Origin of the sequence: Mariniflexile sp. AS56 (genome assembly GCF_030552475.1) — a bacterium.
In the GTDB taxonomy this organism is placed as follows: domain Bacteria; phylum Bacteroidota; class Bacteroidia; order Flavobacteriales; family Flavobacteriaceae; genus Mariniflexile.
Genome location: NZ_JAUPED010000005.1, coordinates 26886 through 39981 on the forward strand (window position 1 = coordinate 26886; position 13096 = coordinate 39981).

Sequence of the window (13096 nt, forward strand, 5' to 3'; positions counted from 1 at the left end):
CTATTAATCTTTATCAAGATATAACCTTGCTGCTCCCGAGAAAAACTTCGGCATTGTAGCAAGGTTTTTTTTTATATAAAATCCAACTGGTTAAAAGACTTGTTTAGAATTTTATGATCATCAACTTCCAACCATTTATTTAGTACCGTAGCATAAATAGTTCTAAAATCTATTTCGAACTTTAAATCGCCATTATCATCCAAATCACTTAAACTCGCCATGTTATTGTAAACACCTTGTTTTTTCAACTGGTCACCAATAATGAACACGTTATTTGCCGTTCCATGATCTGTACCTACACTGGCGTTTTGTTTAACACGACGTCCAAATTCAGAAAAAGTAAGTATTAAAGTGTCTTTAAAAGTATTATTGGCTTTTAAATCTTCAACAAAAGTTTCAATACCTTCCGCATAGGTTTTTAATAATTTCTTTTGAGTATTTTGTTGGTTTACATGAGTATCAAACCCGCCTAAAGACGTATAAAACACTTTGGTTTGTAACCCAGAATTAATAAACTGCGCCGTTGTTTTAAGCTGTTTCCCAAACTTATTGTTTGGATATTCTTTTACAGAAGATACCGTTTTGCTGGTTTCATAAATATACTTGGCTGATGATTGCGCATCAATCATAGTCTTATACAAATACCCTAAATTATGCTCACTTAAATGTGCATCATTTTGATGTTTGCCTAAGTTTTTAAAATAAGGGTCTCTCGATAAATTAAACAAGGTTTTTGGATCTTGAGTTGCAATACCATTCATGTTCGAGCCTTTTAAAGCCAGCGACAAATTATCATCAACCTCTATTGCCGAATACGGTTGTTCCCCGTAGGCATCTAAATAGCGCCCTAGCCAACCTGTTTGCGAAAACTTATTCGAATCGGTTGCTGTTTGCCAAATATCCATCGACCTAAAATGCGAACGAACCGGATTGGGATACCCTACATTATTAATAATAGACAAATACCCATTATCGTATAATCTTTTTAATGGTGTTAGGCTACTATGTAACCCCAGCTCATCATTAAGTTTTATAACTTCATTTTTCGGAATGCTTAAAGTGGGACGTTCCTTATAATACAAATCATTTCTAAAAGGAATCACCGTATTTAAACCATCGTTTCCGCCAGATAATTGAATAATAACCAAACGTTTATATCCCAATTCACTACTCGCAACCTGCTCAAAAGCTTTCACAAAACTTGGTACAAAAAATAAACTGCTTGCTAAAGAGGACTGTTTTAAAAATTTTCTTCTATCCATAACTAACACATTTGGTATTCTGGTAATGACATAAGTTGAATGCAATATTCATGCTTCGACACTTTATTTAATGACTTTAAATAATGCCGCGCTTCTAGATTTAAATCGCTTAACAAAATATAATCTTGCAAGTCTTTTACATCTACGTCTTTAAAATTTTTATTGAAGGCCTCCCAATTATGCTCTATTTTAAATTTCTTCCCGTAAGTGTTTTTAAATGCTGACTTTTTAGTAGCCATCATACCATCCGATTCACCTAGTTCCATTTTAGAAATGTAGGCATCGTTTAATAAAATAGAAGGAAGCTTTAATCGCAACACAATGGTATTACTGTCTATCCAGTTTTTACCACCTTTCCAACCTGCCACGTTTGGCGGGTCTAACAAGGTTTGCCCCAGTTGTTTTTGAATATAAAGTAATTGCTTTGGGTTGTTAAATTTTATGGGTACTAGTACATTCATACCAACCAAAAGTTCGATGGGCGATTTTATTTTTGTACCGATATTTTCTTCATTATAAAACCACTCTTGACTAAATACAAAGCGCATAAGGCTTTCAATATGGTAGTCTTTATAAAACACATCGGCCATTTGGTTTATATGCGCCTCATCTAAAACACCATTTACAAAATAGCGGTATATTTTTTCACATATAAATTTTGCACATTGCTTTTGCTCTAAAATAATATCGATGATATCTTCCCCTTTAAAACTTCCTGTTTTTCCGAAGAACGTTTTATCGGTAGTATCATGAGCAAAACGTCTAAAAACAAATTCGCCATTTAAATTATGGCCATAGCCTGTAAAAGCTTTAGCACTTTCTTTTATATCATTTTCGGTATAATGTCCTTCGCCTAAGGTGAACAATTCCATGAGTTCACGCGCGAAATTCTCGTTGGGTTTTTGTTTCTTATTTTGTTTAGTATTTAAATACTTGGTCATGGCAGCTTCTTTAGCAACTGCATTCACAAAATCTTTAAAATTTCCTAGTGCATGTTGGCGCAGCATATTATTAAACTGCTGAATATACACTACATTATTATCTTCACAAACAAACACATTAGCCCAAAAGAGTGTCATTTTCTCTCTTAAAAGTTCCGATGAATTTACCAATCGATCTACCCAAGCCACATTTAATTCTATGGTTTTTTCTCGACTTAACTTTTGAAGTTTTTTTAAATCTTCTGAAGACCTTTTGGTTTCACCGTTTAAAACAGCATCAATTTCAGCAGTATCTACTTTTAAAGCCGTGACATTCTTCGAACTCTCAAAAAGATTCCGAATAACATCTTCCTTCTTTAATTTCGATAAAACTTCTACCTGATTTGGTAAAATACCAAAGCCGGCTCGCCAATATAAATGCTGAATATGCTTTGCTTTCATCTGTAAACAAATAAGTTATATAACCTCTTAGACCCTAATTATTTAAAATAGTTTAATGGAGGCAGCTTAAAGCATAAATATAGCGCTTAATTATAAATCAAACTTAATGCCTTGCGCTAGTGGTAACTCGGTTGTATAATTAATGGTATTGGTTTGGCGTCGCATATATACTTTCCAAGCATCACTACCCGATTCACGACCACCACCTGTGTCTTTTTCACCACCAAAAGCACCACCAATCTCGGCACCAGAAGTTCCAATATTCACGTTAGCAATACCACAATCAGACCCAGCAACAGATAAGAAATGTTCAGCTTCTCGTAAATTGTTAGTCATAATTGCAGAAGATAAGCCTTGTGCCACATTATTTTGAATATCAATAGCATTTTCTATACTGCCTGAGTATTTAAGTAAATATAAAACAGGAGCAAAAGTTTCGTGTTGTACAATTTTATATTCAGGTTTCCCTTCAGCGATTGCTGGTTTTACATAACAACCACTTTCATAACCTTCACCTTTAAAAACGCCACCTTCAACAACAATGTTTCCACCTTCTTCAACAACTTTGGTTAGAGCATTTTGATACATTTTAACAGCATCTGTATCTATTAACGGTCCTACATGGTTATTTTCATCTAACGGATTCCCAACACGAAGTTGTTTATAAGCATCGGTAACCGCGGTTTTTACCGTATCGTAAACAGACTCATGAATAATTAATCGACGTGTTGAAGTACAACGCTGTCCGCAAGTACCCACGGCACCAAAAACAGCTCCAATAACTGTCATTTTTATATCAGCATCTGGCGTTACAATAATAGCGTTATTTCCACCCAATTCTAATAAAGATTTCCCTAAACGACCCGCCACTTCTTTGGCTACAATTTTACCCATTCTGGTAGAACCTGTTGCCGAAATTAACGGAATACGCGTATCCTTGGTCATAAATTCACCTACTTGATAATCGCCGTTAATTAAACAGGAAATACCTTCGGGTAAATTATTTGCTTTAAAAACTTCGGCCGCCATATTTTGACATGCAATACCACAAAGCGGTGTTTTTTCACTCGGTTTCCACACACATACATCACCACAAATCCAAGCAAGCGCGGTATTCCAAGCCCAAACAGCTACAGGAAAGTTAAATGCAGAAATAATACCAACAACGCCTAGTGAATGGTATTGCTCATACATACGGTGTCCAGGACGTTCCGAATGCATAGTTAACCCATGAAGCTGGCGCGATAAACCCACTGCAAAATCGCAGATATCAATCATTTCTTGTACTTCACCCAAACCTTCTTGGTATGATTTACCCATTTCATAAGACACTAGTTTCCCTAAAGCCTCTTTTTTTTCTCGTAATTTATCTCCAAATTGCCTAACAATATCTCCTCGTTGCGGTGCAGGCATCATCTTCCAAGTTTTAAAAGCTTGGGTAGCAGCCTCCATGACTTTATCAAAATCTTCTTTTGAAGTGGTAGCGACCTTCCCTATTAATTGTCCGTCTACGGGCGAGTAAGATTCCAAAACGTCTCCATTAGAAAAATTCACTGAACCTGTAGAAGTTCCTTCATTTATTGCTTTAACACCTAATTGCTCTAAGGCTTCCTTTATTCCGAAATTTGCAGAAATTGCACTCATATATATTGAATATTTACGAATTATATTATTTACAGGTAAATATACTAATAAAAACTCAATACTTTTTGAAGATACTCACTAAAATAAATTATATTTAAAGTCTATTTTAAATAAAAAATAATTCTGGAAAATGACAAAAACACCCCCTTATTATGCGGTTATTTTCACATCTAAACATTCTAATGTAACAGATGGCTATAACGAGATGACGCAACAAATGGAAACTTTAGCAAAACAACAAAAGGGTTTCTTAGGCATCACTAGCGCCCGAGACCATATTGGCATTACTGTAAGTTATTGGGAACGTTTGGATGACATTACGAATTGGAAGCAACAAAGCGACCATTTTATAGCTCAGAAAAAAGGAAAGAGTACTTGGTACGATTGGTATGATGTGAAAATTTGTAAAGTTGAACGTGCCTACAATTTCAATGCCCCAGAAACTACTGTTTAATATATGTTTTTAACATACTGTGGTCACTTTTAAATGTACTTATTTTTTGGGTTTTAAGAATGTTCAAATCTTTAGAAACCCAAATATGGTCGAGAGACAGTAAGGGTATATTCCAAAACCAAGTTTCTCTAAAACCATTTCCTTTTTCATTAAAAGCATGATTAAAATTAGCTTTAATTTCTTTTAAAGTTTTAGATTCAAAAGGCACATTAAAATCTCCTAAAAGGATGGTTTTTTCTTGTTTCTTAATTATTTTATTTACAAAATCGAGTTCCCATGTTCGTGGCACATCAGGACTTCCTGTAACATCCACCGCATAAAAATTTATGCCCTGGGTTTTAAAATTTATAACTGTAGACTTATAATTGGAAGTTATTTCGTTTTCAATTTGAATGGCTGTTTTTGAAAAAATAGTGATTCCATTTCTCAATTTATAAAAATAATAGTTTGGATATTTTAGCTGAAGCAACTTTACACGAACCTTTTCAGATTCCACTAAAACCAATACATCTGGAATGCTGCTACTTTCATTAAAAGCTTCCTCAAAACCATTATCGCGTGACGCATTCCAAAATACCACCTCTAGATCTGAATCTTTTACAGATTCTGGAATGTGAATTTTAAAGCTTCGTCCCAGCCAAATTACTAATAAAACACTAGCTACAATAACATGATACTTTCTTTTCTTAAGAAATACCGATAACATTAATATGACAGTTATAATTGCTGGTAACGTAAATACATAATAATATAATGAACTCGTGTAACTACGCTCCTTCAATACAAAATGTACTACCAAAAGTGCCGTAATTAATACAACATTTAGCAGCCAATAAAGAATCCTGAAAAATTTTATCATTACCTAAGCGGAGAGCCTTTTCCTGCCCACCAAGGGTGCATTTCTATAACCAAACGGCCTGCTTTCACCATAGGGTCGGCATTCGCTAAACTATCCGCCATTTTTTGAGTTGGCACGTTGTAGATAGTAACACCTCGTATACTACCTGTATCTCCAAAAGGACCAGAAATATCAGCATAACCTAACTCATACATTTTAGCTAAATGCGCTAAATGTTCTTGCTGTAAAATCTCTGCTTCTTCTTCGTTTTGCGAACGAATGGGTCCATTCTTTAAAAAAGCCATAAAATACTGCTGCATTAAAATGGTGTCTTTCGTCTTTTCATCAACATACTCGTAGGTTTTAAACCCTTTAGAAGTCAGTTCTTCTTTAATTTCTTTAACCGTTTTTATTATAGGTTCTTCTATAATCTCTGTAATTATGGTGTCTTGAACAGGTTCGCTAACCACTGGGTTTTCCTTTTCTATTTTTTTACACGACACAAGCACTAATACCGCAACACATACTCCTATATATTTTTTCATGGGTTTTCTTTTAATAATTTACGTTACCAAGTTTTAAATGGTTTTTTACTAAGTTGTGAATTATAATATTTTATAGCTCCTGTAACCTCTTCACCCAACCAATCGGGCTTTAAAAAAGTTTCATTTTCCGAGTTTAATTCTACTTCTGCAACAACTAATCCGTCATTTTCACCATAAAACTCATCCACTTCAAAAATATGATTACCAACATTAACTTCATAACGCGTTTTATCTATAATACCTGGCTCACAAAGTTTTAAAAGCGCTTCTACTTCTTCTTTCAACAACGATTTTTCCCATTCAAATCGCGACAAACCATCATGAGTCGACGCACCTTTTACAGTAATAAACCCCATATCTCCTTTCAACCGAACGCGTACCGTTCGCTCTTTATGCGTATTTAAGAACCCTTGGATAATTCTAGTGCTTTTAAAAGCTTCCGTTTTATATCTATTTGAATTTACTAAAAATTTACGTTCTATTTCTATCATAATAATGCCCACTAAGGTGGATATCTCATTAATTTTATACAAATCTAATAAATTGAGATTCCTGCCGTCTCAGGAATTCATAAATTTACAGTATGTTGACCGATTTACCAATACGAAAAATAATTCATGTAGATATGGATGCATTTTATGCCTCTGTTGAACAATTGGATAACCCAGATCTTATAGGGAAACCGGTCGCTGTTGGAGGAAACGGAAAACGAGGCGTAATAAGTGCTGCGAGTTATGAGGCCAGAAAATTTGGCGTAAAAAGTGCTATGGCAGGAAATTTAGCTATTAAATTGTGTCCAGAACTTATTTTCGTGAAACCTAATTTTGAACGTTATACCGAAATTTCAAAAAAAATTAGAAAAATATTTCTCGATTACACCGATTTGGTTGAACCTCTTTCTTTAGATGAAGCCTATTTAGATGTTACCGATAATAAAAAAGGAAACCCTAGCGCTTCATTAATCGCTGAAGAGATAAGAGCGCGTATTTTTAATGAAGTGGGCTTAACAGCCTCTGCAGGCATCTCTATAAACAAGTTTGTTGCCAAAATTGCCAGTGATTATAATAAACCTAACGGTCAAAAAACTGTAAACCCCGAAGAAGTTGTGCCATTTTTAGAAGTTCTTGATATTCGGAAATTTTATGGCGTAGGCAAGGTCACTGCTGAAAAAATGTATCAATTGGGCATTTTTACGGGAGAAGATTTAAAACGAAAATCTATTGAGTTTTTAGATGAACATTTTGGAAAATCTGGAAAGTATTACTACGATGTGGTAAGAGGAATCCATACCAGTGACGTTAAACCCAACCGAATTAGAAAAAGTTTAGCTGCTGAACGTACGTTTAGTGAAAATTTATCGAGTGAAGTATTTATGCTTGAAAAATTAGAGCACATCGCAGCCGAAGTCTCCCGAAGGTTAGTGAAAAGTAAAGTTTCTGGCAAAACCGTGACTTTAAAAATTAAATATAGCGATTTCACATTGCAAACTAGAAGTAAAACTTTGCACTATTTTATTAGCGACAAGGCTTTAATTCTAGATACCGCCAAAGACCTATTATATCAAGAAAAATTAAATAACTCGGTGCGGTTACTTGGCATTTCCATGTCTAACCTTAACACCGAAACAAAAAAAACACCGGAACAAAAAAGTGTAAGCGTCCAGTTAAAATTTGGGTTTTAGTGGCACCCCATTTTATATGCAACACCCCTCTACAAAATGAAAAAGGGCAGATTTCTTAATAAAGAAATCTGCCCTTTTATAATTCTATAAAATGATGTTTTATTGAGAAATCTCTCTTACTCTCAATGTGTTTACCATACCTTTTTCTGCTATAGGCATCGATGCTAAACTAATTACCATATCGCCTTTTTGCACGTAATTTTGTGCTTTAGCCATTCTGTTAATATCTCCAACAGTTTCATCAGTCGATACAAATTTATCGTAAAAGAATGCTTTAACACCCCAAAGTAAACTCAATTGTGTTAAAATACGTTTATTAGATGTAAACACTAAAATATGACATGAAGGTCTCCAAGCCGAAATTTGAAATGCTGTATAACCACTATTTGTTAAAGTAGAAATAGCTTTTGCATCAATTTCATTTGCCATAATAGCCGCATGATAACAAATTGATTTTGTAATATAACGGTTAGTACGGATATGAGGAGGCAATTGTGGTACTTTAATTAATGGTGAATCTTCAACATTCTTTAAAATATTGGCCATTTGTCTAATCACCTGAACTGGGTAGCTACCTACAGATGTTTCACCTGAAAGCATTACAGCATCGGCACCATCCATAACCGAGTTAGCTACATCATTTACCTCTGCACGTGTTGGCGTTAAACTAGTAATCATAGTTTCCATCATTTGGGTTGCTATAATTACTGGGATTCTAGCTTTCTTAGCTCTTAAAACTAATTGCTTTTGAATAAGCGGTACTTCTTCAGCAGGAACTTCCACACCTAGATCACCACGAGCTACCATCAAGCCATCACAATGCGCGATAATCGCATCAATATTTGCTACAGCTTCTGGTTTTTCGATTTTTGCTATAATAGGAATTTTGTGATCACTGTGTTTCTCTATTAAATCACGTAATTGAATCAAATCTTCTGCATGACGCACAAATGATAAAGCCATCCAATCTACATCTTGACTTATTGCGAAAATAGCATCTTCGATGTCTTTTTCAGTTAAAGCAGGTTGCGATATATTCGTGTTCGGTAAGTTTACTCCTTTTTTAGATTTCAAAGGTCCGCCTTGAATTACTCTCGCTTTCACTTCAGATTTCCCGTCTGTAGAAACGACTTCAAACATTAGTTTACCATCATCTAAAAGAATACGCTCTCCTGGTTTAGCATCTTGTGGAAACCTGTCGTAAGTCATGTAAACACGTTCTTTTGTCCCTTCAAATCGTTTTCCAGTTGCGAAAATAATTTCATCACCTGGGTTTACAACCACTTCCTCTTTCATAACCCCAACACGAAGTTTAGGCCCTTGTAAATCGGCTAAAATAGCAGCGTTATAACCAAATTCTTCATTCAGTTCACGTATCATTTGTATACGTTCTGCTACATCTTTATAGTCAGCGTGTGAAAAGTTAATTCTAAATACGTTAGCACCCTCATCAAGCATTCCTTTTAATACTTCTTTAGTGCTTGTAGCTGGACCTAAGGTCGCTACTATCTTGGTTTTTTTTCTTAATGGCATTAGCTAAAAATTAAATTGTCTTTTGATTTTAATTGATTAATATCAATACTAAAGGCTGTTGCTACTTGTGGTATATCTAAAATTTTATCTAGAATACGTTTTTCTTCACTTAAATTGAATTCGTTATCTATTTTCAAAAAATAGTTAACAGCCTTATATTCTGGTACTAAATAAATTGTTTCTATTACTTTTTCTTCGGTGTTAAACAAAGAATTAAAATTATCTTGTTTATAAACTTCGGTCTTATAAATATTAGACACTAAACACCATGTTGTTAAATACTTAGAGTCTTCCCATTCAAAAACTGAATAGGTGGCATTATCAACACAGAAATCTAAATTTGATGATTTTCGATTGAGATTGGTACTCAAGTTTTTATTTAGAAGATATGCTAAACGATAATCTTCAATGGTACAATGAATTGCAATTAATGTGCAATCTACCTCTTCAAAAACATCATCAAGAATAAGTTTGTGTACTGCCATAACCTATGTTAAACAATGTAAATATAGTATTTAAAAACATTCAACAGTGAAAGTTATGCGAATCTTAACAAGTAAAACAACTAAAACGTTATAGTTAAATGTTGTAAATAAAACGTCTTAAAGCATTTTAGACATCTTATTTTGGAATACAAAAAAGGCGCGCTTAGAAGCTTTTTCTTCTGCCTTCTTCTTAGAAGTAGCTCTTGCTTTAGCAACAACTTTACTGTCTATGGATAGTTTTACTGAAAAATGCCTAACATCATCATTACCAGTATCTTCATACACATTATAACCAAATGTTCTTTTTTCTTTTTGACACCATTCTATTAATAAACTTTTATAGCTTATTACTTTACCTTCTAAGGTTTCAATGTCTACATAAGGTGTAATAACACGCTTATAAATAAACTTTTCGCAATATTTATAGCCTTTATCCAGAAAGATAGCGCCTACTAAAGCTTCAAATAAATTACCGTGTATATTGTCACCAAACTGGCCTGCAGGTATTTTACTTTCTACTAGACTAATAAGGTTTAACTCGCGACCTAGTTCATTTAAATGCTCTCTACTAACTACCTTAGAACGCATTTTAGTTAAATAACCTTCATCACCCGCTGGCACTTCAAGATACAAATGAGATGCAATTACAGCGCTAAGCATAGCATCACCTAAAAACTCCAACCGTTCATAATTGATAGCATTTCCTTTGCTATCTTTTATATTCATAGATCGATGTGTAAATGCTTTCTTATAGAATTTGATGTTTTTAGGCTTAAAACCGAGAATCTTAATTAATTCCATAAAAAAATTCCCGTTGCGTCTAAAACGGGAATTTAATATGTTACGAATGTTCTTCATTCGGGATTCAGTCTAATTTTTTAAATAATACACAAGCGTTATGTCCGCCAAATCCAAATGTATTACTCATTACTACTTTAACATCACGCTTTTGGGCTTTGTTCAAAGTCAAATTTAATTCTGGATCAATGTTTTCATCAGCTGTTGTGTGGTTAATGGTTGGTGGTATAATACCATGTTCCATTGCCAAAATAGCCGATATAGCTTCAATAGCACCTGCCGCACCCAATAAGTGGCCAGTCATTGATTTTGTTGAATTAATATTGATATGCTTCGCATGGTCGCCAAATATTTCTGAAATTGCTTTCAATTCTGCAACATCTCCTAATGGTGTAGAAGTTCCATGTGTATTGATATGGTCTACATCTTCTGGTTTTAGGCCTGCATTTTCTAAACAATTTTTCATAACGGCAACAACGCCTCTTCCTTCCGGATGTGGTGCTGTCATGTGGTAGGCATCAGACGATAAACCTCCACCAACAAATTCAGCATAAATTTTTGCTCCTCTTGCCTTTGCGTACTCATATTCTTCTAAAACAAGTGCACCTGCACCTTCACCAAGCACAAAACCATCTCTGGTAGCATCAAAAGGTCTTGACGCTGTTTCTGGACTTTCGTTTCTAGTAGAAAGCGCATGCATGGCATTAAAACCACCCATTCCTGCAATAGTAACTGCAGCTTCACTTCCTCCTGTAACTACAATGTCGCAATGTCCTAAACGTATTGAGTTTAGAGCATCAAACATCGCGTTTGCAGAAGACGCGCAAGCAGAAACTGTTGTGTAATTTGGTCCCATAAACCCATATTTAATGGATATGTTTCCTGGTGCAATGTCTGCAATCATTTTAGGAATAAAGAACGGATTAAATCTTGGTGTTCCGTCGCCTTTAGCAAAGTTTAAAACTTCTTCCTGAAAGGTTTCTAAACCTCCAATACCTGCACCCCAAATAACACCTACGCGCAATTTATTAACGGCATCTAAATCTAACTTAGCATCGGCAATGGCCTCATCGGCAGCTACCATAGCATATTGTGTAAATTTATCCATTCTACTGGCCAGCTTTCTGTCAATAAAATCGGTAGCAGTAAAGTTTTTCAATTCGCAAGCGAACTTCGTTTTAAACTTTTCTGTATCGTAATATGTTATAGGCGCAGCACCACTTTTACCACTTATTAAGCCTTCCCAATATTCGTCTTTGGTATTGCCTATAGGTGTTAAAGCCCCTAAACCCGTGACTACAACTCGCTTTAATTCCATAAATGTTTTTTGCTTATTTTGCAGCTTCTATATAAGAGATAGCTTGACCAACTGTTGCTATATTTTCAGCTTGATCATCTGGAATTTGGATATCGAATTCTTTTTCGAATTCCATAATTAATTCCACAGTGTCTAAAGAGTCTGCTCCTAAATCGTTCGTGAAGCTTGCTTCAGTTACAACTTCGTTCTCATCAACTCCTAACTTGTCTACGATAATCGCTTTTACTCTTGATGCAATGTCTGACATAATCTTTTAATTTTAAGTTTTAATTAAGTGGCAAAAATAAAAAACTTTATTTTTAAATCACATCTTTAATAAAAAAATGTGATTGTAATTTACTAAATAAGTTTCAAGTATTTTATTTTAAGCCTCAATTTGTTAATATTTATTCTTTTTTTTGCTCGAACAAGTTAATATTATCATTTGAAATTTAACGTAAATTTGTAAAAATTACTTAACATTCTTATTTTAATCTGCTTATTGCACCTAAAAAAATTAAAAAACATATAGTAATAGATGAAACGTATTGTGATTTTTGCGTCCGGAAGTGGAAGTAATGCTGAAAATTTAATCAAGTTTTTTAAAAACAGCGATAATGCGTCTGTTGTTCAAGTACTAACTAACAACCCTCATGCCAAAGTTTTAGACCGCTGCAAAACTCTTGAAGTTAGCGCGCTGTCTTTCAATAAAATAGCACTTTCAAAAAGCAATGATGTTCTAAACATATTAAAAGCATCCAAACCAGACTTAATTATTTTAGCTGGCTTTTTGTGGAAATTTCCAGAATTTATCCTGAATGAATTCCCCAATAAAGTAATTAATGTACACCCTGCCTTATTACCAAATTACGGTGGTAAAGGCATGTATGGCATGCATGTACATGAGGCTGTTGTTGCTAATAAAGAAACTGAAACAGGAATCACCATCCACTATGTTAATGAACATTATGATGAAGGCGCTATTATTTTTCAAGCGACATGTGAAGTAACACCCTCAGATTCTGCTCAAGATGTGGCGGCAAAAATTCACGAGTTGGAAATGGAACATTTTCCAAAAGTGGTGGCTAAATTATTAAAATAGTTCGTTGCGTTAAACGCAATCGAAGCCGCTATTCATAAAAAAAACACTAAATTCATAAGATTCTCTCCTGCTAGG

General features: G+C 34.5%; 14 protein-coding genes. 3 read left to right on the forward strand and 11 right to left on the reverse strand.

Annotation, left to right across the window (positions count from 1 at the left end; translation table 11 throughout):
- Positions 1-71: 71 nt before the first annotated feature.
- From Q5N74_RS07425 to Q5N74_RS07435, 3 genes are all read right to left on the reverse strand, one after another.
- Positions 72-1262: a DUF1501 domain-containing protein gene (locus Q5N74_RS07425; protein WP_304388115.1), complete on the reverse strand. Its 1191-nt coding sequence runs from the start codon at positions 1260-1262 to the stop codon at positions 72-74.
- Between the two features lie 2 nt (positions 1263-1264).
- Positions 1265-2644, reverse strand: coding sequence for a DUF1800 family protein (locus Q5N74_RS07430; RefSeq protein ID WP_304388116.1), 1380 nt, complete (start codon positions 2642-2644; stop codon positions 1265-1267).
- A 90-nt stretch (positions 2645-2734) separates the two neighbouring features.
- Positions 2735-4288, reverse strand: coding sequence for an aldehyde dehydrogenase family protein (locus Q5N74_RS07435; protein ID WP_304388117.1), 1554 nt, complete (start codon positions 4286-4288; stop codon positions 2735-2737).
- A 130-nt stretch (positions 4289-4418) separates the two neighbouring features.
- On the opposite strand from Q5N74_RS07435, the gene Q5N74_RS07440 reads away from it, so the two are divergent.
- Complete coding sequence (locus Q5N74_RS07440) at positions 4419-4742, forward strand: antibiotic biosynthesis monooxygenase (RefSeq protein ID WP_304388118.1); 324 nt, start codon at positions 4419-4421, stop codon at positions 4740-4742.
- Here the strand turns inward: Q5N74_RS07440 and Q5N74_RS07445 are convergent.
- From Q5N74_RS07445 to Q5N74_RS07455, 3 genes are all read right to left on the reverse strand, one after another.
- Positions 4732-5448, reverse strand: coding sequence for an endonuclease/exonuclease/phosphatase family protein (locus tag Q5N74_RS07445; protein WP_304388119.1), 717 nt, complete (start codon positions 5446-5448; stop codon positions 4732-4734). The genes Q5N74_RS07440 and Q5N74_RS07445 overlap by 11 nt on opposite strands.
- Before the next feature lie 152 nt (positions 5449-5600).
- Positions 5601-6125 carry a YciI family protein gene (locus Q5N74_RS07450; protein ID WP_304388120.1) on the reverse strand — a complete coding sequence of 175 codons (525 nt, stop codon included), beginning with the start codon at positions 6123-6125 and terminating at the stop codon, positions 5601-5603.
- A 23-nt stretch (positions 6126-6148) separates the two neighbouring features.
- Positions 6149-6616 carry a CYTH domain-containing protein gene (locus Q5N74_RS07455; RefSeq protein WP_304388121.1) on the reverse strand — a complete coding sequence of 156 codons (468 nt, stop codon included), beginning with the start codon at positions 6614-6616 and terminating at the stop codon, positions 6149-6151.
- A 92-nt stretch (positions 6617-6708) separates the two neighbouring features.
- On the opposite strand from Q5N74_RS07455, the gene dinB reads away from it, so the two are divergent.
- Positions 6709-7806, forward strand: coding sequence for a DNA polymerase IV (gene dinB / locus Q5N74_RS07460; protein WP_304388123.1), 1098 nt, complete (start codon positions 6709-6711; stop codon positions 7804-7806).
- Positions 7807-7905: 99 nt separating this feature from the next.
- On the opposite strand, the gene pyk is transcribed toward dinB, so the two are convergent.
- The 5 genes from pyk to Q5N74_RS07485 all read right to left on the reverse strand — a co-directional run bounded on the left by pyk (position 7906) and on the right by Q5N74_RS07485 (position 12187).
- On the reverse strand, positions 7906-9339 hold the full coding sequence (gene pyk, locus Q5N74_RS07465; RefSeq protein WP_304388124.1) for a pyruvate kinase: 1434 nt from the start codon (positions 9337-9339) through the stop codon (positions 7906-7908).
- Positions 9339-9824 (reverse strand): IPExxxVDY family protein, encoded by a 486-nt coding sequence (locus Q5N74_RS07470; RefSeq protein ID WP_304388125.1) that lies wholly within the window; start codon positions 9822-9824, stop codon positions 9339-9341. Before Q5N74_RS07470 ends, pyk begins: the two co-directional genes overlap by 1 nt.
- A gap of 117 nt (positions 9825-9941) precedes the next feature.
- Positions 9942-10682 carry a ribonuclease III gene (rnc, locus tag Q5N74_RS07475; RefSeq protein WP_304388126.1) on the reverse strand — a complete coding sequence of 247 codons (741 nt, stop codon included), beginning with the start codon at positions 10680-10682 and terminating at the stop codon, positions 9942-9944.
- Positions 10683-10689: 7 nt separating this feature from the next.
- Positions 10690-11940, reverse strand: coding sequence for a beta-ketoacyl-ACP synthase II (gene fabF / locus Q5N74_RS07480; protein WP_304388127.1), 1251 nt, complete (start codon positions 11938-11940; stop codon positions 10690-10692).
- Between the two features lie 13 nt (positions 11941-11953).
- Entirely contained in the window at positions 11954-12187 is a 234-nt protein-coding gene (locus tag Q5N74_RS07485) for an acyl carrier protein (RefSeq protein WP_007647141.1), read from the reverse strand.
- Between the two features lie 270 nt (positions 12188-12457).
- Between Q5N74_RS07485 and Q5N74_RS07490 the strand changes: the two genes are divergently transcribed.
- On the forward strand, positions 12458-13021 hold the full coding sequence (locus Q5N74_RS07490; RefSeq protein ID WP_304388143.1) for a phosphoribosylglycinamide formyltransferase: 564 nt from the start codon (positions 12458-12460) through the stop codon (positions 13019-13021).
- Positions 13022-13096: the final 75 nt, after the last annotated feature.